At 71.4% G+C, this 21,047-nt stretch carries 18 protein-coding genes; 13 read left to right on the plus strand and 5 right to left on the minus strand.

The window, feature by feature from the left end; translation table 11 throughout:
* Window positions 1-10: 10 nt before the first annotated feature.
* Window positions 11-1,375: a type VII secretion integral membrane protein EccD gene (eccD, locus tag AB0M82_RS19065; RefSeq protein WP_364723190.1), complete on the minus strand. Its 1,365-nt coding sequence runs from the start codon at window positions 1,373-1,375 to the stop codon at window positions 11-13.
* A gap of 314 nt (window positions 1,376-1,689) precedes the next feature.
* Here eccD and eccCa point away from each other — a divergent pair, with 314 nt between their 5' ends.
* The 5 genes from eccCa to AB0M82_RS19090 all read left to right on the plus strand — a co-directional run bounded on the left by eccCa (window position 1,690) and on the right by AB0M82_RS19090 (window position 9,196).
* Window positions 1,690-5,703 carry a type VII secretion protein EccCa gene (eccCa, locus tag AB0M82_RS19070; RefSeq protein ID WP_364723192.1) on the plus strand — a complete coding sequence of 1,338 codons (4,014 nt, stop codon included), beginning with the start codon at window positions 1,690-1,692 and terminating at the stop codon, window positions 5,701-5,703.
* A 203-nt stretch (window positions 5,704-5,906) separates the two neighbouring features.
* Window positions 5,907-7,901 (plus strand): type VII secretion-associated protein, encoded by a 1,995-nt coding sequence (locus AB0M82_RS19075; protein ID WP_364723194.1) that lies wholly within the window; start codon window positions 5,907-5,909, stop codon window positions 7,899-7,901.
* A gap of 13 nt (window positions 7,902-7,914) precedes the next feature.
* Window positions 7,915-8,271, plus strand: coding sequence for a hypothetical protein (locus tag AB0M82_RS19080; protein ID WP_364723196.1), 357 nt, complete (start codon window positions 7,915-7,917; stop codon window positions 8,269-8,271).
* Between the two features lie 252 nt (window positions 8,272-8,523).
* The gene (locus tag AB0M82_RS19085; protein ID WP_364723199.1) at window positions 8,524-8,841 is read left to right on the plus strand and encodes a WXG100 family type VII secretion target; all 318 of its coding nucleotides are present in this window, start codon (window positions 8,524-8,526) and stop codon (window positions 8,839-8,841) included.
* Between the two features lie 61 nt (window positions 8,842-8,902).
* Entirely contained in the window at window positions 8,903-9,196 is a 294-nt protein-coding gene (locus tag AB0M82_RS19090; RefSeq protein WP_364723202.1) for a WXG100 family type VII secretion target, read from the plus strand.
* A gap of 95 nt (window positions 9,197-9,291) precedes the next feature.
* Here the strand turns inward: AB0M82_RS19090 and AB0M82_RS19095 are convergent, their stop codons facing one another.
* Window positions 9,292-10,038 carry a DUF4333 domain-containing protein gene (locus AB0M82_RS19095; RefSeq protein WP_364723205.1) on the minus strand — a complete coding sequence of 249 codons (747 nt, stop codon included), beginning with the start codon at window positions 10,036-10,038 and terminating at the stop codon, window positions 9,292-9,294.
* 29 nt (window positions 10,039-10,067) lie between these two features.
* Window positions 10,068-10,961 (minus strand): hypothetical protein, encoded by an 894-nt coding sequence (locus AB0M82_RS19100; protein ID WP_364723208.1) that lies wholly within the window; start codon window positions 10,959-10,961, stop codon window positions 10,068-10,070.
* 285 nt (window positions 10,962-11,246) lie between these two features.
* On the opposite strand from AB0M82_RS19100, the gene rplM reads away from it, so the two are divergent.
* From rplM to glmM, 3 genes are all read left to right on the plus strand, one after another.
* Window positions 11,247-11,699, plus strand: a complete 453-nt coding sequence (gene rplM / locus AB0M82_RS19105) for a 50S ribosomal protein L13 (RefSeq protein WP_004560141.1) — start codon at window positions 11,247-11,249, stop codon at window positions 11,697-11,699.
* Window positions 11,700-11,713: 14 nt separating this feature from the next.
* Entirely contained in the window at window positions 11,714-12,274 is a 561-nt protein-coding gene (gene rpsI / locus AB0M82_RS19110; protein WP_364723211.1) for a 30S ribosomal protein S9, read from the plus strand.
* A 184-nt stretch (window positions 12,275-12,458) separates the two neighbouring features.
* Window positions 12,459-13,793 (plus strand): phosphoglucosamine mutase, encoded by a 1,335-nt coding sequence (gene glmM / locus AB0M82_RS19115; RefSeq protein ID WP_364723213.1) that lies wholly within the window; start codon window positions 12,459-12,461, stop codon window positions 13,791-13,793.
* Between the two features lie 32 nt (window positions 13,794-13,825).
* Here the strand turns inward: glmM and AB0M82_RS19120 are convergent, their stop codons facing one another.
* Entirely contained in the window at window positions 13,826-14,701 is an 876-nt protein-coding gene (locus AB0M82_RS19120) for a cytochrome P450 (protein ID WP_364723215.1), read from the minus strand.
* A gap of 30 nt (window positions 14,702-14,731) precedes the next feature.
* Between AB0M82_RS19120 and AB0M82_RS19125 the strand changes: the two genes are divergently transcribed.
* The 5 genes from AB0M82_RS19125 to AB0M82_RS19145 all read left to right on the plus strand — a co-directional run bounded on the left by AB0M82_RS19125 (window position 14,732) and on the right by AB0M82_RS19145 (window position 20,037).
* A complete protein-coding gene (locus AB0M82_RS19125) occupies window positions 14,732-16,267 on the plus strand; it encodes a fatty acyl-AMP ligase (RefSeq protein ID WP_364723218.1) in 1,536 nt (511 codons plus the stop codon).
* A complete protein-coding gene (locus AB0M82_RS19130) occupies window positions 16,260-16,523 on the plus strand; it encodes an acyl carrier protein (RefSeq protein WP_364723221.1) in 264 nt (87 codons plus the stop codon). Before AB0M82_RS19125 ends, AB0M82_RS19130 begins: the two co-directional genes overlap by 8 nt.
* A gap of 118 nt (window positions 16,524-16,641) precedes the next feature.
* Window positions 16,642-16,977, plus strand: coding sequence for a hypothetical protein (locus AB0M82_RS19135; RefSeq protein WP_364723223.1), 336 nt, complete (start codon window positions 16,642-16,644; stop codon window positions 16,975-16,977).
* The gene (locus tag AB0M82_RS19140) at window positions 16,977-19,547 is read left to right on the plus strand and encodes a WXG100 family type VII secretion target (RefSeq protein ID WP_364723225.1); all 2,571 of its coding nucleotides are present in this window, start codon (window positions 16,977-16,979) and stop codon (window positions 19,545-19,547) included. Before AB0M82_RS19135 ends, AB0M82_RS19140 begins: the two co-directional genes overlap by 1 nt.
* A 19-nt stretch (window positions 19,548-19,566) precedes the next feature.
* On the plus strand, window positions 19,567-20,037 hold the full coding sequence (locus AB0M82_RS19145; RefSeq protein WP_364723226.1) for a hypothetical protein: 471 nt from the start codon (window positions 19,567-19,569) through the stop codon (window positions 20,035-20,037).
* A gap of 38 nt (window positions 20,038-20,075) precedes the next feature.
* On the opposite strand, the gene AB0M82_RS19150 is transcribed toward AB0M82_RS19145, so the two are convergent.
* A complete protein-coding gene (locus AB0M82_RS19150; RefSeq protein WP_364723228.1) occupies window positions 20,076-20,900 on the minus strand; it encodes an alpha/beta hydrolase in 825 nt (274 codons plus the stop codon).
* Window positions 20,901-21,047: the final 147 nt, after the last annotated feature.

Consider the following 21,047-nt stretch of genomic DNA (forward strand, 5'->3'; position numbering starts at 1 on the left):
CCCGCTCCGGTCACTTGAAGTTCAGGTGCCGCAGGGTGGTGTACAGGTCCATCACACCCAGGGCGAGCGGGAGCACGGAGGCGATGCAGATCGCCTCGATGATCTCCACGGTGCGCCGCAGCGGCGGCGAGAACCGCTGGTTCGGGAAGATCACGCCGACCACGAGCGCCCCGGCGGCGAGCAGGATCAGCACGCCGAACACGTAGAGCAGGCGGTTCTGGGCGCTCGCCGAGACCAGCCAGCCGATGGCGATCCCGGTCGCCGAGACCAGGCCCGTGGTGAGCAGGGCGATCGCCTGGCTGCCGTTCGCGTAGGCGCGGGCGCGCAGGAGCAGGACCAGCGTCGCGACGACGCCGAGGATGATCCCGAACGCGCCGGGCGAGGAGGCGGCGATGATCGCGGACACCGCGACCGTGCTGCCGCAGCCGACCATCAGGCCGGTCATGTAGTTGTGCGCGACCGCCGTGCGGTGCTCGATCGCCCGGTAGTCGGGGAAGCCGGAGTCTTCCTTGAGTTCTTCCGCGCTGCCCGGGACGTGCGGCAGCGGCAGCTTCGCGAGCCAGATCGTGGCGCGCGGCAGGATCGAGATGCAGGCCAGGGCGATCGCGACGGTGCCGGCCGCGATCCCGGCCGCGGGGTGGGCGACGAGCGTGCCGAACAGGAAGGCCAGCCCGCCGAAGGTGCCCGCGGTCGCGGCCGCGATGAACGTGGTGATGCCGGCGCCGATCACCATGATGCAGACCGAGGCGACGATGATCACGAGGACCGCGCCGAGCAGCAGGTTCGCCCGCAGGGACAGGCCGGGCACGATGTAGAAGCCGCTCACGAACGCCAGTGGCAGGCCGCCGGCCGCGGCGATCAGCACGCCGGTCGCCTCGGCCTGGTAGGCCTTCGCGAGCGTCGCGCCGACCGCGACGCACGCGATCGCGCCGATGCCGCCGGCGATGGCCGCGCCGAGCGCGCTGCCGCCGTAGAACGAGCCGCTCATGAACAGCGCGATGGCGGCGGCGACCAGCGCCAGCCCGCCCGCGACGTGCCCGAAGCGGTTCGCCGTCTCCTTGGTCCAGGGGCGGAAGCTGTCCGGGGAGGACTCCGCGATCGCGTCGACGACGTCGTCGTACAGCGGCGGCGGCGGGTTCTCGTTGCGCTTGCGCAACTGCAGCAGCTCGCCGTCGACGACGCCGAGCGAGGCCAGGGTGCGGCTCGGGTCGAGCGGGGCGTCGCCGAGCTTCGCCAGCGCCCAGCCGCCGTGGCGGGCGCCGCCGTCCGGTGCCGTCTCCTTGGCCATGTCCAGCAGCATCGGCAGAAGATCGGCCACGGCGACATCGGCGGGCAGCGCCACGTCGATCCGCGTGGAGGGCGCGACGACCGTCACCCTGCTGAAAACTGTCGTGCCCGTAGCCACCGCACTGCTCCCCGCTCTGATGAGACTGCTCCCCGGGGAACTTATACCGAACCTCGGTGCCGACATCATCGAACGTCCGAAATTCACCGGCCGCCGCAGGTCAGGTTCCCGAACCGCGGATTACTGTCGGTGCCGGGCCGTACACTCGCCGGGCTAGGGAGAACAGGCTCACGAGGCGGTTCCGGCGTCCGCCGGAATTCCCCCGCGGCGTTCGATAGGTTGTTCCGCGCACCTTGCGCACTAAACGGTGGCCGCCATCGTCGAGTTTGAAGAGGGGTCCTTCGATGAGCACGCTGCAGTTCAAGAAGTCGCCGCGGCTGGCGGCACCGCGCCCGCCGGGCGGCGAGGTGCACCTCGAGCCGCCGCCGGAGGTGCCCCGCGTCATCCCCGGCAACATCGTGATGAAGGCGCTTCCGGTCGTCATGATCGTCGCGTCGCTCGGGATGATGGTCTTCATGTTCCAGGCCAGCAACCGGAACCCGATGATGATGGCCATGGGCGGCATGATGGTCGTCGGCACGCTCGGGATGATGGCCGGTGGCGGCGGCAAGGGCGGCGGCGCCAAGCGCGCCGAGATGGACGAAGACCGCAAGGACTACCTCCGTTACCTCGGCCAGATGCGCGACCGCGCCCGCGAGGCGATGGTCGACCAGCGCGCCGCGCTCGAGTGGGTGCACCCCGACCCCCAGTCCCTGTGGTCGCTGGCCGCCAGCCGCCGCATGTGGGAGCGCCGCCAGAACGACCAGGACTTCCTGCACCTGCGCGTCGGGCGCAGCTCCCACCGCCTCGCGACGCGGCTGGTCCCGCCCCAGACCGGGCCCGTCGACGAGCTGGAGCCGATCGCCACCCTCGCGCTGCGCCGGTTCGTGCGCGCGCACTCGATCGTGCCGGACCTGCCGACCCAGATCACGCTGCGCGGGTTCGCCGCGGTGAGCATGCAGGGCGACCGCACGCTGACCCGCGGCCTCACCCGCGCGATGCTCGCGCAGCTCGTTTCCTTCCACAGCCCGGACGACGTGCTGATCGCGGTCGCCACCGCGGGGCGCGCGAAGGAGGAGTGGGAGTGGGCGAAGTGGCTGCCGCACGCCCAGCACCCGACGCTGTCGGACGGCATCGGCCAGCTGCGCATGATGGCCGGTTCGCTGGCCCAGATCGAAGACTGGCTCGACGAAGAGCTGCGTGACCGCCAGCGCTTCTCCCGCAACGCCACCCCGGCGCCGGACCAGCCGCACGTCGTGATCATCATCGACGACGCCGAGGTCACCCGGGAAGAGCAGATCGTCCTGGAGGAGGGCCTGGTCGGCGTCACGCTGATCGACCTGTCCGACTCCCTCGGCAACCTCGCCGCCCGCCGCGGCCTCCGCCTGGTCGTGGAGGCCGACCGGCTCGGCGCGCGCAGTGCCGGCGGCGTCGAGTGGTTCGGCCGTCCGGACACCCTCAGCCTGGTCGAGACCGAGTCGCTGGCCCGGCTCATCTCGCCGTACCGCGTCGGCGGTGGCGGCGGCCAGGACACCAGCGACGAAGAGCCGCTGCTGTCCAACCCTTCCCTGCTGGAGCTGCTCGGCATCCCGGGCGACCCGATGACCTTCGACGTCCAGCAGGCGTGGCGGCCGCGCCCGATCCGCGACCGCTACCGCGTGCCGTTCGGGGTCGGCGAGTACGGCCAGCCGGTCGAGCTGGACATCAAGGAAGCCGCCGCCGAGGGCATGGGCCCGCACGGTCTGTGCATCGGCGCGACCGGTTCCGGCAAGTCGGAGTTCCTCCGCACCCTGGTGCTGGGCATGCTGGCGACGCACTCGTCGAGCACGCTCAACTTCGTCCTCGTCGACTTCAAGGGTGGCGCGACGTTCCTCGGCCTGGACAAGGCGCCGCACGTCTCCGCGGTCATCACGAACCTCGCGGACGAGGTCACGCTGGTCGACCGCATGAAGGACGCGCTCGCCGGCGAGATGAACCGCCGGCAGGAAGCGCTGAAGAACGGCGGCAACTTCAAGAACGTCTGGGAGTACGAGAAGGCCCGCGAGAACGGCGCCGATCTCGACCCGCTGCCGGCGCTGTTCATCGTCTGTGACGAGTTTTCCGAGCTGCTGGCGGCGAAGCCGGACTTCATCGACCTGTTCGTCGCCATCGGCCGGCTGGGCCGGTCGCTGCAGATGCACATGCTGCTCGCGTCGCAGCGACTGGAAGAAGGCAAGCTGCGCGGGCTCGACTCGCACCTGTCGTACCGGATCGGCCTCAAGACGTTCTCGGCGGCGGAGTCGCGCGCCGCGATCGGCGTGCCGGACGCGTTCGAGCTGCCGTCGGTCCCCGGTGGCGGCTACCTGAAGTTCGACACCTCGACGCTGGTGCGGTTCAAGGCGTCCTACGTCTCGGGCCCGTACCGGCCGGCCGGCATCAAGGCGGCGGGCCCGGCGGCGACCGTGGTCCGCGCGGACAAGCGGCCGCAGCTGTTCGTCCCGGACTTCGTCGAACTGCCGAAGGAGCCGGAGCCGCAGCTGATCGAGGCGGCGCCGCAGCAGGAGCAGCGGCAGTCCGAAGAGGCGGTCGAGCCCAGCGAGCTGGACGTGATCGTCTCGCGGCTGATCGGCCAGGGCCCGCCCGCGCACGAGGTGTGGCTGCCGCCGCTGAAGGACCCCAACTCGCTCGACACCCTGCTGCCGAACCTGAACCCGACCGACGACCGCGGCCTGTCCCCGGTCGGCTTCTTCGGCAACGGGCGGCTGCAGGTGCCGCTGGGCATCATCGACCGGCCGTACGAGCAGCGGCGTGATCCGCTGTGGGCGGACTTCTCCGGCGCGGCCGGGCACGGCGTGATCGTCGGCGGCCCGCAGTCGGGCAAGTCGACGATGCTGCGGACGCTGATCATGTCGATGGCGCTGACGCACACCCCGGAGGAGGCGCAGTTCTACTGCCTCGACCTCGGTGGTGGCGCGCTGGCGGGGCTCGCGGACCTGCCGCACGTCGGCGGGGTCGCGGTCGCGCGGCGCGAGCCGGACAAGGCCCGCCGGATCGTGGCCGAGCTGACCACCCTGCTCACCGAGCGGGAAGGCCGGTTCGGCGCGATGGGCATCGACTCGATGACCGAATTCCGGAACCGGAAGCGCCGCGGTGAGATCCGGCCGGACCAGGACCCGTTCGGCGACGCGTTCCTGATCGTCGACAACTGGCGCGCCCTGCGTGACGACTTCGAAGAGCTGGAAACCACGATCACCCGGCTCGCCACCCAGGGTCTGTCCTACGGCGTGCACGTCGTCATCGCCGCCAACCGATGGGCGGACATCCGCCCGGCCATCAAGGACATGATCGGCACCCGGTTCGAGCTGCGCCTCGGTGACCCGACCGAGTCGGACATCGACCGCCGTGTCGCGGTCAACATCCCGGCCGGGCGGCCGGGCCGCGGCCTGACCCGCGAGAAGCTGCACATGCTCGGCGGCCTGCCCCGGATCGACGGCTCCAGCGACCCGGAGACGATCGCCTCCGGCGTCGCCGACGCGGTGGCGAAGATCAAGGGCGCGTGGCGCGGCCGGATCGCGCCGCAGGTCCGCCTGCTGCCGGAGATGATCACCTACGAGGACGTGCTCAAGCTCGACCAGGCCCGCGACTCCAAGCTGGTCCCGATCGGGGTCAACGAGGAGGACCTGCAGCCGATCTACCTGGACTTCAACGCGGAGCCGCACTTCTACGCCTTCGCCGACGGCGAGTCGGGCAAGACGAACCTGCTGCGGCAGATCGCCCGGGGCATCTCCGAGCGCTACACCGCCAAGGAAGCGCTCATCCTGCTGGTCGATTACCGGCGCACGATGCTCGGCTTCATCCAGGGCGACTCGCTGCTGGGCTACGCCGTGTCGGCGGCGCAACTGGAGAGCATGATCAGCGACGTCTTCAACTCGATGACGCGGCGCCTGCCGGGCCCGGACGTCACGCAGGAGCAGCTGAAGACCCGCTCGTGGTGGAAGGGGCCGGAGCTGTTCATCCTGGTCGACGACTACGACCTGGTGGCCACCTCGACGAACAACCCGCTGCGGAAGATCTCCGACTTCCTGGCCCAGGCCAAGGACGTCGGCCTGCACCTGGTGGTCGTGCGGCGCACCGGTGGCGCGAGCAAGGCGATGTACGACCCGATCATCGGCAAGCTCAAGGAGATCGCGGCGCCGGGCATGGTCATGAACGGCTCCCGCGACGAGGGCGCGCTGGTCGGCAACATCAAGGCGAGCGCGATGCCGCCGGGCCGGGGCAACCTGCTCACCCGGAAGAACGGCAAGCAGCTCATCCAGGTGTCGTGGATCCAGCCGGACTAGTTGTGCCGCAGGTTCCCGATCCGGCCACAGTCACGGCCGAATGGTTTCGTGGCAACGGTTACGTCCCTCGGCGGGGCGGTCTGCCCTGGGCCGGATCGGGAACAGGCAGTGGGGTGCGAGCGGGCGGAGGGTAGGTTCCTCCCCGAGGGCGCGCCCCGTTCGCCGGGCGCGGGGGAACGCGACGAAAACTGCGGGAGCTGCTGGTGACGGTCCGGGTTGCGGTGGACTTCGGGACGTCGAGCACCTGTGTCGTCGCCTCGGTGAACGGCCGCGATCCACAGGTCGTGGTGATCGACGGCCAGCCCCTGATGTCCTCGGCGGTGTACGCGGCGGCGGACGGCACGCTGTTCGTCGGCCAGGAGGCCGAGCGGCAGGCGGCGGTCGACCCGTCCCGGTACGAGCCGAACCCGAAGCGGCGGATCGACGAGGGCGAGCTGCTGCTCGGCGAGAACGTCCTGCGGGTGACCGACGTCGTGCACGCCGTGCTCGGCCGCGCGGTCGCCGAGGCCCGCCGCCTGGCGGGTGAGGCCGAAATCGACCTGCTGGTGCTGACCCACCCGGCGGACTGGGGCGCGATCCGCACCCGGCTGCTGCGGCAGGCCGCCGGCGGGCTGGCGCGCGAGGTCGCCCTGGTGCCGGAGCCGGTCGCGGCGGCGGTGTACCACGCGGCGACGTTCGCCCCGGCGGACGTGGCAGGCGATCGCACCGTCGAGTTCAGCGGACGCCCCGGCGAAGCGCTGGCGGTGCTGGACCTCGGTGGCGGCACGGTCGACGTCAGCGTGGTGCGGCGGCTGCCGCCGGACACCGCGCGGGACCGCGCCGGCCGCCCGCAGCGCGGCGGGTTCCAGGTGCTCGCCACCCGGGGCGACCCGGGGTTCGGCGGCGCGGACATCGACCAGGCGCTGCTGGAACACGTCGGCTCCCTGGTGTCCGCGGTGGACCCGGACGCGTGGCGCCAGCTCGTCGAAGGGCGCGAGCTGGTCGACCGGCGCCGGCGCCGGGTGCTGCGTCAGGACGTCCGCGGCGCGAAGGAAACGCTGTCGCGGCACGCCTACACCGACGTGCCGATGCCGCCGCCGTTCGCCGACGCACACGTCACGCGCGAGGACCTGGAACGGCTGATCGCGGCGCCGCTGGGCCGCGCGGTGGAACTGACGGTCGCGGCGATCGGCGACGCCGGCCTGCGGCCGAAGCAGCTCACGGCGATCTTCCTGGTCGGCGGGTCGAGCCGGATCCCGATGATCTCGCGGCTGGTGCACGAGCGCACCGGCGTCGTGCCGACGAGCCTCGACCAGCCCGAGACGGTCGTCGCGCGCGGCGCGTTGCGCGCGGTGCTGGTGGACCCGGACCGCACCGGCGCGCTCCCCGGCGAAGCGATGGCGCGGCTGGGCGCGGTGCCGGGCGCCCTCAACCCGGCGGCGCGGCGCACCGAGGTCGTCCGCCCTGGCGACGTCGCCCCGCGCCCGGCTCCGCCGCGCGGCCAGCCCGCCCCGAGCGGGTTCCCGCCGCACGCGAACCGCACGGCGCCACCGCCTTCTCCGCCTCACGGCCAGCCGGCGGGCCGTCCGTGGACTCCGCCCGCCGGGCAGCCCGTCCCGCCCCGGCCCGGCGGGACGAACGCGCCTGCCGAGGCAGCCGGGAAGAGCCGGAGGAAGCTCTGGGGAGTTGTCGCCGGCGCCGTGGTCGTCGTGGCCGCGCTCGTCATCGGCGGGGTGCTCCTGTTCGGCAACCCCGGTGGCCAAGCCGAGAGCGGCCGTACGCTCTCGCAGTACGACTTCAAGTTCGTCGCGCCGGAAGACTGGGTCCAGACCGACGACCGGGTCGCCGAGCGGCAGGTCGTCATCCACCCGCAGGAGTCCCGCGACGGCAACGACCTCCTGGTCGCGCAGGAGTACGTCATGGACTACGACGCGACGGCGGACCCGCAGAAGCTCGCGGACGAGCTCCGGAAGAAGGCGGAGAACGACGCAGAGCAGCAGTACAGTGCGTACAACCCGAGCGCCTCGTACGCCGGCCGGACGGTGATCTTCTACCACCAGGTCAAGCCGGACCGCCCCGATATCCAGGTCGATTGGTACGTCGTGGCGAAGGGCCGGATCCGGGTCCACGTCGGCTGCCAGTACGCGAAGGCCGAGTTGCGGGATCGGGTCGCCGCCGCGTGCGTCCAGGCCGTGCGCACGGTCGACATCGTCAACTGAGAGGGGGCACCCGGTGCCGTCCGAAGAGTTCGAAAGCGCCGCGGCGTCCTTCAAGCGGGTCGGGCAGGACGCGGTGACGCACGCGCGGCGCGTCGCCGGCAACGCGGTGGCGCGCAGCCGTCGCCACCACAGCGAAAACGCCGAGCTCCTGAAGCGCGGCGGGCGCGGCGCGAAGCCCGGTGATCCGACGCCCGGCACGCTGCGCGCGGCCGCCGAACGGTTCCGCCGTGCCCGCGGCCTGTCGGTCCCCGTGGTTCCCGATCCCGCCGATTCGGTTCCTTCGCGTTCGCAATCTCCCGCGCGCACCCCCCGATCGGATGACGAAGAGGAGGACTTTTCCCAGATGCGAATCATGAAGCGCGATCAGTGAAGCCGCGACGGCGTTCGCTGTGCGTGTGCTAAGACCGCTGGTGGGGAACATTTTTCCGGGTGACGCGCCGTCGGGTCGTGGCGTTTGCCGAATACCTGCGGCAACCGGTTCCCGATGCCGGCGTTCACGCAAGCAACTACTTGCGGGCAAACCACCACATGAGGGAACCGGACGTGGCAGTGTCTGCGTCGTAGGGCCGTACAAACGAACAAGCTTGGTACGGCCACCCACACTTAAGAAGGGGGTTCCAGCATGGCTGGATTCCAGGGAACACCGCAGCAGTTCACTGACGCCGAGAGCCGCGTGACCGAGGTCCGCACCGGCATGGACCAGAACCTCGCGACGCTGCGCGACCGCATCGAGGCCACCCGCGCCGGCTGGCAGGGTCAGGCGCAGAAGGCGTTCGACAACGTCATGATGCGCTTCGACGACGACGCCCGCCAGATGAACCAGGCCCTGCAGCGCATCGCCGACCTGCTCCGCGAGGCCGGTTCGAAGTACGAGCGTTCCGAGCAGGAGCAGCAGGAGACGATCGCGGCCCTCAACAAGGGCTTCGAAGCGCTCGGCTGAGCTTCACCCCTGAACTTTTCTTTCCTCCAACCAAAACTTCTCTGCACAGAAGGAGCACATCATGCCTGATGGCGCCGGCATTGTCGTCAATTACGCCACCATCCACGAGGCCGCCGCGGACTGCACCAGCACCGGTGGCGAGCTGCAGCAGGCTTTCGACCGCCTGAAGGACGACCTCAAGCCGCTGGTCACCACCTGGACCGGTTCCGCGAAGGAGCAGTACGACCAGGCCCAGCGCACCTGGGACCAGAAGTTCGAGGACCTCAAGCAGGTTCTGGCGCAGATCGCCGCCGCCCTGCCGTCGATCGCCGATGGCTACCAGTCCACGGACAAGGCTGTCGAGGGACTGTTCTGAGCCGGTGATCCCGGAAACCACGGCGGGCCCGCACTTCGGTGCGGGGCCCGCCGTTTCTTTTCGTAGCGACAGAGCCTTTGTGCGGCAAGGGAAACTCAGTGCGGTGCGCCGACCTCGTACTCCGGCCGGTCGTTGAGCACCCGCACGGTGACTTTCTTCTCCTGGCCGGAGATCCGCACGGTGCAGTCGAAGGTCGTCCCGTTCTCGGCGGCTTCGTCCGCCGGGCACTGCGCGTTCTTCACGTCCGGCTCGCCGTAGTGCTCGTTGAGGACCTTCACCACACCGTCCTCAAGGGACGGCCGGTCCAGGACGTCGCCGCGGAACGCGCCGAGCAGCCACGCGGCGCCACCGCCGAGCGCGAGCACCAGGACCGCGGCTCCGGCGATCAGCAACGGCTTCTTCGACTTCGGCTTCTTCCCCGGTTCCGCCGCGAACGCGCCGAGGCCGCCGTACTGCGCCGGCTGGAACCCGCCGCCGAACTGCTGCCCGGCCGGCTGCGCGGGCCACCCGCCGCCGGGGGTGCCCGGCTGCTGGTGCGGGACCGGCTGGGACGGCGGCGGCTGCTGCTGCCACGGGGCGGCGGGGGTCTGCTGCCCCTGCCACGGCCCGGAGAACGACCCCGATGTGCCGGGCTGCCCCGGCGCCCACTGGCCCGTGTACGAGCCCGAGACGGCGCCCGGGTCCGCGTTCGGCTGCCACTGCCCGCCGTGCGGGCCGGTCGCCTGCTGTTCCGGCTGCCACGCGCCGGACTGCTGCGGAGCGCCCTGCGGGTCCGCCGGAGGCTGCCACCACTGCGGCTGCTGCGGGTCGGGCTGTTGCGGCGGTTGGGTCGGTTGCGTCATCGGAGCTCACCTCGGGTCGTGGCCACGCCTCAGCTGCCCTGCGCTTCGCCGAGACGGCGGTAGAAGTCGTCCATCGCCGCCCGGTCGGGCACCACGGTGATCTGCGCCGCGTCGGGCAGTTTCGGCATGTCCTGCAGGCTCGCCTTGCCGGTGAACCGAAACTCGTACTTGAGCTCGAGCTGGTGGCCGTCGCCGGCGAACTTCGCCTCCATGACGAACGAGACCAGGCTGCCGTCCGGGTTCAGCGTGATCGTGGCGGGGACCGCGGCCTTCTTGAGCTCCGGGCCGACCTGGTCGACGATGCTCTGCGGCAGGATCTCGACCTTGTTCTTGACGAAGATCTCGAACGGCACGTCGACCGTGAGCGCGGTCTTGCCGTCGCCGAGGCTCTTCGCCCCGCGGACGGCGTGCTTGTCGGCCTGGTAGGCGTCCACGGTCGAGTCCGCCATCCGGCACGGGGTCAGCACCCCGCCCCAGGCGCACGGCAGGATCAGGCCGGACTCGGTCTTCGGCATCGACACCCACGCCGTCGGCGAGACGCCCTTCTGCACGTAGACCGGGCCGAGGTAGGTGTACTCGACCGCGCCGTCGGCCGGGGTGTAGGTGTCGATGATCTCGTCGGGGTTCTTCAGCGACCGGTGCCGCACCACGCGGTTCTCCGGGCTGCCGGTCCGGGCCGACGTGACGACGCTGTGGATCCACTTGTCGTCGAACTTGAAGTAGGCGTCCAGCGAGTTGGTGACGTCGCGGGTGTCGGTGATCGACTTCCCGAGCTTGCCGATGACCTGCTCGAACTTGGCGCCGACGTACTCGGCCGCGTCGTCGCCCTTCGGCAGCGCGGTGCCCGCCTTCGCCTGGCCGCAGGCGCCGGTCAGGGCCAGGACGGCGGCCAGCACGAAGATCGCCGTCGGTCGTTTCGTCATCGCCGTCCCCCGATCGACTGTGCCCTCGGCGGTGGCCGGAGCGCGCGCCCGGATCGTCTCATCCTCGCGTGTCGTGGCGACGCGTGCAGGCACTTCGGCGGGAAAACCGGGTAGAGTCCGGCTGCGCCCGGGCCGCCCGGAGCCTAGTATGGGCGTCTCCACCCACCCCCGATGCACGGGTGCGGTGGGCGTGCGGGTATCTTCATATGTCGTTGTGCGTTGCGGCGCATCAGCGCGCTAGGCCCGCACAGAACCCACACGCAATGTTGACGACGAGGTAGACCCTTGCCCACGTACAGCCCCAAGCCCGGCGACGTCACTCGTGCCTGGCACGTGATCGACGCCGAGGATGTCGTGCTCGGCCGGCTCGCGACCGAGGTCGCCACGCTGCTGCGCGGCAAGCACAAGCCGACCTACGCCCCGCACGTGGACACCGGTGACTTCGTCATCATCGTCAACGCCGAGAAGGTCGCGCTCACCGGAAACAAGCGCGAGCAGAAGTTCGCGTACCGACACAGCGGTTACCCGGGCGGTCTGCGGAAGCGCTCGTTCGGCGAACTGCTCGACACCAAGCCCGAGCACCTTGTCGAGAAGGTCGTCAAGGGCATGCTGCCGAAGAACAAGCTCGGCCGCGCTCAGGCGAAGAAGCTGAAGGTGTACGCCGGCCCGCAGCACCCGCACGCCGCGCAGCAGCCGCAGGCGCGCGAGATCACCAAGATCGCGCAGGTCGCGCAGTGAGTGAGGAACAGTCTGTGACCAGCACCGAGACCGAGACCCCCGAGGTCGTCGAAGCGGCTGAGGCGCCGGCGGCCGAGGCTCCCGTCGCCGAAGCCCCCGTTGCCGAGGCGCCCGCCGCCGAGGTGACCGAGACCGGCGCCGTCGCCACCAGCGAGTCCCCCGCCGCGCCGCGCCCCTCGCGCGCCGCCGGCGGCAACGCCCAGACGGTCGGCCGCCGCAAGGAAGCCGTCGTCCGCGTGCGGGTCGTCCCGGGCACCGGCCAGTTCAAGCTCAACGGCCGCACCCTCGAGGAGTACTTCCCGAACAAGGTGCACCAGCAGCTCATCAAGGACCCGCTGGTCCTGGTCGAGAAGCCGGACTCGTTCGACATCTTCGCCAACCTGCACGGTGGCGGCGTCTCGGGTCAGGCCGGCGCGCTGCGCCTGGCGATCGCCCGTGCGCTCATCGAGGTCGACGCCGACGACCGCCCGGCCCTCAAGAAGGCCGGCTTCCTGACCCGTGACGCGCGCGCCACGGAGCGGAAGAAGTACGGCCTCAAGAAGGCCCGTAAGGCCCCGCAGTACAGCAAGCGCTGATCGCGCCCCTGGCGCAACCGACCGGAGCGCCCATCCGTCCATCGGATGGGCGCTCCGGCCTTTTCTGGGCACGGTGCGAATAGGGGTGTGTCGTTTCCGGCACCCCGAGCGACATCCGGGGGTGGGAGACGGCGGCTCGGGTGGGTCGCTAGGTTGTCGTGGTGGTTCACAAGGAGGTCGACTGATGGCACGCCTGTTCGGTACCGACGGGGTTCGTGGCCTGGCCAACGCCGAGCTGACGCCCGAGCTCGCGCTGTCGCTGGCGGCCAGCGCCGCCCGCGTGCTCGCCGCGCACGACCGCTCGCACCGGCCGGTCGCGGTCGTCGGCCGGGACCCGCGCGCCAGCGGTGAGATGCTCGAAGCCGCGGTCGTGGCGGGCCTGACGTCCGCCGGGGCCGACGTGCTCCGCGTCGGCGTCCTGCCCACGCCGGCCGTCGCGTACCTGGTCGGCTCGCTCGAGGCCGACCTCGGGGTGATGATCTCGGCCTCGCACAACCCGATGCCCGACAACGGCATCAAGCTCTTCGCCGCGGGCGGGCACAAGCTCCCCGACGGCATCGAGGACGAGATCGAAGCCGGCCTCGCCGCCGCCGCGCTCCGCCCGACCGGCGCCGGCGTCGGCCGCGTCACCGACGTCGACGACGCGCTCGACCGCTACGCCACCCACCTGCTCGCCGCCACGCCGCACCCGCTCGCCGGTCTCAAGGTCGTCGTCGACTGCGCCAACGGCGCATCCTCCGCCGCCGCGCCGGAGATCTACCGCCGCGCCGGAGCCGAGGTCGTCGCGCTGTACGCCGACCCGGACGGCGTCAACATCAACGAGCACTGCGGCTCGAACCACCCCGAGAAGCTGCGCGAGGCGGTCGTCGCGCACGGCGCCGACCTCGGCATCGCGCACGACGGCGACGCCGACCGCTGCGTGGCCGTCGACTCCGCCGGCGAGCTGGTCGACGGTGACCAGATCATGGCGGTCCTGGCGCTCGCGCTGGCCGAGTCCGGCGAGCTGACGAAGGACACGCTGGTCGCGACCGTGATGAGCAACCTCGGCCTGCACCTGGCCATGAAGGCCCACAGCATCAACGTCGTCACGACCTCGGTCGGCGACCGGTACGTCCTCGAGGAGCTCCGCGCCGGCGGATTCGCCCTCGGCGGCGAGCAGTCCGGCCACGTCGTCCTGCCGGCCCACGCCACCACGGGCGACGGCCTGCTCACCGCGCTGCGCCTGATGAGCCGCATGGCCGAGACCGGCAAGTCACTGGCCGACCTGGCGGCGGTGATGAACCGGCTGCCGCAGGTGCTGGTGAACGTCCGGGTCGCGGACAAGGCGGCGGTCGCCGGCTCGGCCGAGGTCCGCGACGCCGTCGGCGCGGTCGAAGCCGAGCTGGGCGAGGAAGGCCGGGTGCTGCTGCGGCCGTCCGGCACCGAGCAGCTGGTCCGCGTGATGGTCGAGGCCCCGGCGCAGTCCACCGCCCAAGCGGCGGCGGACCGCCTGGCCGGCGTCGTCTCCGCCGTCTCCTGACCCCCTTGTGAGTGAGAAACAGGGTTTCTCACTCACGACAAGGTGACCACAGCGCGACTGAGCCCGTGGAACACCGGGTGCCGTTTCCACCGGACGTCGGTCACCCGGCAGCCGCCCGCGAGGCGCTTCGCCAGCGCCGTGAGCGCGATTTCGCCCTCGGCCAGCGCCACCCCCGAGCCGGGGCACGCGTGCCGTCCCAGGCCGAACGGGAGGCCGTCGGCCAGCGAGATCGCCAGCGGGCCGGCCGGACCGTGCCGGAGCACGTACCGGGCCGGGCAGATCGACGTCACCAGTTCGCGCACGCTCCACGTCGCCGGCGAAGCAGCCAGCTCCAGCCCGGCGCAGGCCAGGAAGTTCAGCGAGTTCTCGTACGCCGCGTGCGCCAGCACCACCGAGTTCAGCACCAGCTCGTCATCGTCGAGACGTCCGTCCGCGTGGGCCGTCCGCAGCGCCGTCAGGCCACCCGGGCCCGCCGGGGCCCGGCTGAGCTGCACCGCCAGCCGGAACGCGGACGCCTGCCCCGCCCGGTCGGTGCCGCCGAAGACGTCGAGGTTCGCCGTCGTCACCTCCAGGTGGTCCAGGAAGACGTCGTCGAGGTCCACCCCCAGCGCCGCCGCCGTCACCGAGCCCGCGACCGGCCGGGCGAAGTCGCGCACCAGGTCGAACGACGAAGGCAGCCCGCCCACCACGGCCTCGATGCCGGCGCGCACCGACACCGGGAGCGGCTCCAGCCCGGCGATGACCTCCCGCAGCACCCCGCGCACCCGCGTGTGGCCGTCGCCGTCGCGCAGCAGGACGCTGGGTGAGCCGCCACCGGGATCCGACGTCAGGCCGGGGGAACGCAGGGCCCGCCCGCACGCGTCGCGGCCGGAGACCACGCCGATCCCGCGCCGCTCGAACTCGTCCATCGTCCCCACACGGTAGGGCAGGATGAGGCAGTGCCGCCCGCAGAAGTCCCGGATGAGGTCCTGACCACGCCGTTCACGGACTTCCTGCTCCGCAACGCGAGTGAAGACCGCCCCGCGTTCACCTGCCGCACCTTTCCGGGGCCCGCCGACCACACGCTGACGTGGCCCCAGGTGCTCGCGCGCGTCCGCGGCGTCGCCCGCGAGCTGCGACGCTTCACGCGGCCGGGTGATCGGGTGGCGATCGTCGCCCGCCAGGACCTCGACTACGTCGTCGCTTTCCTCGGCACGCTCTACGCGGGGCTCGTCGCGATGCCGCTGTCCGTCCCGACCGGCCGCACGCACCGCGCCCGGATCGAGTCGGCCTTCGCGGACGCCGCGCCGGCGGTGTGCCTGACCTCGAAGGACCTCGTGGACAAGGTCCCGCCGGCCGTCGTGCTCGCCGTCGAGGACATCGGGCCCGACGACACCGAGCCGCCCGCCGAGGTGGCGATGACCGACCCGGCGTACCTGCAGTACACGTCGGGCTCGACGCGTCGCCCGGCCGGCGCCGTGATCTCGCACCGCGCGCTGGTGGCCAGCTGCTGGCAAACCACGCGGTGCTACCGCGCCGACGCGTCGACCCCGCTGGCCGGCTGGGTGCCGTTCTTCCACGACATGGGCCTGGTCCTGCTGATCGGCACGCCCGTCTTCCTCGGCTCGCGGTCGGTCTTCTTCACGCCGATGGAGTTCGTGCGCGACCCACTGCGCTGGATCCGGCTGCTCGCCGACCACCCCGGCGCGATCACCGCGGCGCCCAACTTCGCCTTCGACCTGGCCGCCGAGGCGGCAGGAGGCCTCGAAGCCGTCGACCTCTCGCACGTGAACTCGGTGCTGAACGGCAGCGAGCCGGTCCGCGCGGCCACCGTCGAGGCCTTCGAACGGGCCTTCGCTCCATTCGGGTTGCCGCGGGCCGCGCACAAGCCGTGTTACGGGCTGGCCGAGGCGACGGTGTTCGTCACGAGCGCGGGCGACGAGGGCCCGACGGTCACGGCGTTCGACGGCGGCGAGCCGCGGGTGTCGGTGGGGCGGCCGTACGGCCAGCGGATCCGCATTGTCGACAAAGAGATCTGGGTGTCCGGTCCCAACGTCGCCGACGGCTACTGGGGCCGGGACGAGGTGATCGCCCCGGACGGCTGGCTGCGCACCGGCGACCTCGGGTTCGTCCACGACGGCGAACTGTACGTCACCGGGCGGCTCAAGGACCTGATCATCGTCGACGGCCGCAACCACTACCCGCAGGACATCGAGGCCACCGTGGAGGCCGCGCACCCGAGCATCCGGCGCGTCGCAGCCTTCGCCGTACGGGACGACCGCGGCGAGGGCGTCGCGGTCGTCGCCGGCTGCACGGCGCCGGACGACGGCTCGGTCGAGACGGCCGTGCGGCGGGCCGTCTCGGCGGGGCACGACCTGCCGCTGCGCGCCCTGTGGCTGGTGCGGCCGGGCGCGGTGCCGCGCACCTCCAGCGGCAAGGTGTCCCGCGCCGCGGCCCGCGACCGCTGGTGGGGTGAGAATGGGCGCCATGACTGACCCGGCCGCCGCCTACGTCGACGAGATCCGGCGGATCGTCTGCTTCGCGCTGGAACTCCCGCCGGAGCGGCTCGCCGACTCCACGCCGTTCGACGACATCGGCATGACGTCCCGTCAGCGGATCCAGCTGCTTTCGCGGGCCGAAGTCACCTACGGCGTCTCCGTCGACCTGGACGAACTCGATCGGCTGGTGGACGTCCGCGGCGTCGCCGAAGTCATCGCCGAAGCGGTCGCGGCGCAACGCCCCGCGGGGTGAGCGCACTTCGGCGAAGCCCAGGTCGGCCGTCCGGCCGAACGCTAGACTCTGCGTGCGTCTGCGACGGCACCGAACGGCGTCCGGGCGCGTCACAGTCTTGAAACCCGAGCCTGGGACTGTGGGATCGAAGGGGGCAGCGACCATGCCAAACGGCTATGAAGCGAGTTCGGAGGCGATGACGCGGGCGCAGATCCGCCTCAACGACGCCGCCGACGATCCGGCGGCCGAAGCCAAGAAGATCGCGCCGACCGAGATCGCCCAAGCGGACTTCGGGCGCGTGCACGGGGAGAGCTTCGGCAAGTACAAGACGGGGATCGACGAGATCGGCGCTGGCATGACCGGGCTGTCCAACGCCCTCATGAACCTCGGCAGCGGGATCGGCGCCGCCGGCTCCAAGTACACCGCGCAGGAATCGAACGCCGGTGCGCAGGCGAACGCCGCGGGGAGCAAGTAATGGCTGACTGGCCGGAAATCAAGAAGATCCTCGATGACCCGAACGTCTCCATGGAGACGAAGACGAAGCTCATGGAGGAGTACGACCGCAATACCTTCAACTTCGACGACGAAGAAGAAGCGTATGCGGCGAAGTACATCGAGAACTACTCCGACGGCCTCAACGACGGTTACGACCCGCTCGATTCCAACGACACCGACGACATCGTCGCCCAAGCGAAGCAGGAATCGGCGGCCAAGGGCAAGGAACACCAGGCCGAGACCGACCGCAAGAACACGGCGAAGAAGAACCTCGACGGAATCACGACGCCGACGCTGGGTGCCGGCGCGAAGACCTCCGACGAGCTGCTCGACCAGGGCAACGTCACGGTCGACTTCCTCGTGAAGTGGACCGACGAGATCTGGAACAAGATCAAGGGCGGCTCCGGGCACATCGACTCCCAGAAGGACCTCAAGGACAAGTTCCACGAGAACCGCGGGATCCAGTTCCAGAAGTTCCTCACCGAGGCCGACGACCTGACCAAGGCGCACAAGGTCGTCGAGGACGCGCTCACCAAGAGCGACACCGAGCTCCAGACCCTCTTCGGGGAGTGGAAGGGCAAGGGCGCCAACGCGGCGGAGATCAAGTACGACGAGACGGTCAAGCCGCACGCCAAGGAGCTGTCGCAGCAGATCGACGGCGCGGCGAAGCTGATCCCGCAGACCGTGACGCACGTCTACGACGCCGTCAAGAAGAAGGTCGACGAGGTCCTGCAGCTGCACCGCACCACGATCGCCCAGGCCGACATCAACATGGCCAGGGACGTCCTCAAGATCGCCAACGGCGAGACGGAGGAGTTCGACGACTTCATGAAGGTCGCCGGCTGGATCGACGCGGTCAACGCGAAGAACGGCAACCAGTCGAACCTCGCCGAGCGACTGCAGAACGACGACTGCGGCTTCAACGACGAGAACAAGGAATACGGCCGGAACGTCTGCCGCTACTGGCGCGACGGCGCGTTCACGACCGAATACCAGGGCCTGATCACCGCGTTCAACGGTTCCTGCAAGACCGCCAAGGACACGATCGACCAGCAGTTCGGCGCCCTCGCGCGGTTCATGGACGGCTACCGCAACCAGCTGACCGAGGCCAAGAACGAGGGCGGCGGCGACAAGACCGGCAACGGCAACGGGAACGGGAACGGGAACGGGAACGGCAACGGGAACGGTTCCGGCAGCACCGGTGGCGGGTCGACCGGCGGCGGCAGCACGGGTGGCGGGGGCGGCACGACGCCGTCGGCGACCGAGCCGCCCAAGGCCGAGGACCCGGCGAAGCCCGAGGAGGGCAAGAACCCGATCACCGGCAAGCCGCTGGAAATCGACCCGGCGACCGGCGAGCCGTACCCGATCGACCCGAAGACCGGCGAAGCCATCAAGGACGCGGACGACACCGACACGGTGTCGGTCAAGAAGGGCGACAACACGATCGAGATGTCCGAGCCCGACAAGCAGGGCAAGCAGGACATCTCCGTGGACGACGGCCAGGGCCACAAGAAGGACTACCACCTCGACTGGGGTGACGACGACAAGGCCAAGGCCGCGGACGGCAAGGACGGCGCCGCGGCGGACAAGGCCGGGTTCGGCCCGCAGGGCGGCCAGCCGGTGGTCAAGGAGGGGCAGCCCGCCGCCGACGGCAGCTACAAGCCGGGGCCGGACGGGAAGATCCACATCCAGGACGGCAACCTCAAGATCACGGCCGAGCGGCCGGAGGGCCCGGACGGCCCGACGATCGTGACGGTCGACGACGGCAAGGGCGAGCCGACCACCTACACCCTGGACGAGAAGGACGACCCCAAGGCGGGCGACCTCAAGGCGAGCGCGGCCACCGACCTGAAGGCGGACGCCGCGGCGGGCTCCCCGGCCGGCAGTGGCACCGGCTCGTCCGGCGCGGCCGATGGCGCCGGCGGCGCGATCCAGCACGACCCGAACGCCGAGTCGCCGCTGACGAAGGACCCGGCGCCCGCCAACCCGGACCCGGGCATGACGCCGCCTGCGGCGGCTTCCGTCGGCGGGGGCGGGTTCAGCACGCCGGGCGGCCTCGACCTCGAAGGTGACTTCGGGGGCGCCGCGGCGACGCCAGCCGTGGCGACGGCCGACGCCGGGGTCGGCGTCGGCGTCGGGGGTGGCGGCGACGCGACGGCGACGGCCGGGGTGAGCGACTTCGGCTCCGCGGTCGGCGGCGGCGGGGCGGCGGACTTCGCCGGCGCCGTGTCGCTGGACGCGGGCGCGGAGACGGGCAGCGACGCGTCGCTGCCGGCGTCCGACGGCGGCGGGCTCGGCGCGACCCCGGTCGACGCCGGCGTGCACCAGGCCGCCGCCGCGGGCGGCTCGTCGGGCATGAGCGGCATGGGGGGCATGGGCATGATGGGCGGCGGCATGGGCGGCTCGCCGGGTGGTGGCGGCGGTGACCAGCAGCGCGGGCCCAGCCAGTACCGCATCGAGGGCGGCGTCTTCGAAACGAGCGGCGCGAAGGGGCGGATCAGCGGCTCGCTGGACGACGAGGGTGACCGTTCGATCCGGTACGACCGGTGACGAGGGCTGAGGAGGGGCGATGAGCAGCGCCGAAGACCGGTATCGCGCGGCGATCTCGACGATGGACGCCGCGGCGCGGGAGCAGGACGAGCAGCGGGGACTGCGCGAACGCCGGGTCGCGGAGGCCGAGACCCAGGCCCGCGAAGGACTGCGGCAGGAACTGGGTGCCGCGCAGAAGTACGCCGAGCACATGGACGAGCTCAACAAGCGCAAGCAGAGCGCGGGCGGCTGGGCCACGGAGAAGACCCTGGCCGACAAGGGCCGCGAGTCGCTGATGCAGTTCGGGGCCGAGGACGAGGAAGCGGACACCGGCTACACGAACTACCCGACGCCGAGCTACGGGACCCCGGCACCGGCGGCGGTGGCGCCGCCTCGCCCGGAACCGGTGCCCGAACCGCCGGCTCCGGCGCCCGAGCCGCCGCGCCGGGGACGGCACGCGCGTCCGCTCGAGGACGAGGACGACTTCTCCAGCACGAGCTGGCTGGTCTGAGTTGGAGGAAGGCCCGGCTTCGGCCGGGCCTTTCCGCGTCAGTGGGCGGGTTCTTCCTCGCGCTCGATGGGGGCGCGCTTGACGTCCGCGTCGAGCAGGGGCCGGTACTTGTCGGTGCCGGTCAGGTGGGTGAGGAAGAACGCCGTGAACAGCGCGCGCGTCAGCTGCTGGGTGCCGCGGTGCGGCTTGCCGTGCATGATCAGCTGGGACCAGTGCCTGCCCTCGGTGACGCCCAGGTGGGTCGCCTTGCCGAGGGTGCGCAGCTGGACGTCGTCGCCACCCCAGGCGTCGGCGATCGCTTCGGCGTGCGCGACGGCCGGGGCGACCAGGTCTTCTTCGGCGGCCAGGTGCAGGCCGGGGACGGTGATGGCTTTGGCGGACTCGGTGGCCGGCGGGAGCGTCTGCGCGGCGGTGATGGTCGCGACCGCGCGGATCCGGGGCTTTTCGGCCTGCGCGTCCTGCGCCGCGGCGAGGACGGCGGAGCCGCCGCCGGTCGAGTGCCCGGCGAGGCCGAGCTTGGCCGGGTCGACGCTGATGCCGTCCGGGCCGAGCCGGACCGTCGTGACGACGTCGAGGGTGGTCATCAGGTCGGCGGCGAGCAACCGGTGCGAGGGCAGGGGGCCGCGCTGGGTCGCCGGCGCCGCGGCGACGATGCCCCAGCTGGCGAGGTGGTGCAGCAGCTGCCGGTACCGGTCGGGCGGCTGCAGCCAGCCGTGCCCGAAGGCGACGGCCGGCAGGCCGAGGCCGGCGCGCGGCGTGAACACCACGCCGGGCAGCCCGACCAGGGCGAGGTTGCCCCGAAGGACCTCGTGCGGACCCGGGTGCGTCAACTCCGCGAGCAGCTGCTTGGGCTTGCTGGCCATGGCCGGAACCCTACTGTGTGCGCTCCTCCCGGGCTCGCCGCCGCCCCGGCGCGGCCCCATACGCCCCAATGTGGCGTTCGGTGCGTCTGACGCACCCAATGTGGCGTTCGGTGCGTTGGACGCAACCAACGCCACATTGGGGCGCAT

The organism is Amycolatopsis sp. NPDC051128 (assembly GCF_040682715.1).
GTDB lineage: Bacteria > Actinomycetota > Actinomycetes > Mycobacteriales > Pseudonocardiaceae > Amycolatopsis.

Bases quoted from the DNA above. Each gene is read 5' to 3' on its own strand.
- AB0M82_RS19095 (WP_364723205.1), bottom strand. From the start codon at position 10,038: ATGACGCAACCGACCCAACCGCCGCAACAGCCCGACCCGCAGCAGCCG.
- AB0M82_RS19145 (WP_364723226.1), top strand. From the start codon at position 19,567: ATGAGCAGCGCCGAAGACCGGTATCGCGCGGCGATCTCGACGATGGAC.
- AB0M82_RS19150 (WP_364723228.1), bottom strand. From the start codon at position 20,900: ATGGCCAGCAAGCCCAAGCAGCTGCTCGCGGAGTTGACGCACCCGGGT.
- AB0M82_RS19090 (WP_364723202.1), top strand. From the start codon at position 8,903: ATGCCTGATGGCGCCGGCATTGTCGTCAATTACGCCACCATCCACGAG.
- AB0M82_RS19100 (WP_364723208.1), bottom strand. From the start codon at position 10,961: ATGACGAAACGACCGACGGCGATCTTCGTGCTGGCCGCCGTCCTGGCC.
- eccCa (WP_364723192.1), top strand. From the start codon at position 1,690: ATGAGCACGCTGCAGTTCAAGAAGTCGCCGCGGCTGGCGGCACCGCGC.
- AB0M82_RS19140 (WP_364723225.1), top strand. From the start codon at position 16,977: ATGGCTGACTGGCCGGAAATCAAGAAGATCCTCGATGACCCGAACGTC.
- AB0M82_RS19085 (WP_364723199.1), top strand. From the start codon at position 8,524: ATGGCTGGATTCCAGGGAACACCGCAGCAGTTCACTGACGCCGAGAGC.
- AB0M82_RS19120 (WP_364723215.1), bottom strand. From the start codon at position 14,701: ATGGACGAGTTCGAGCGGCGCGGGATCGGCGTGGTCTCCGGCCGCGAC.
- glmM (WP_364723213.1), top strand. From the start codon at position 12,459: ATGGCACGCCTGTTCGGTACCGACGGGGTTCGTGGCCTGGCCAACGCC.
- AB0M82_RS19130 (WP_364723221.1), top strand. From the start codon at position 16,260: ATGACTGACCCGGCCGCCGCCTACGTCGACGAGATCCGGCGGATCGTC.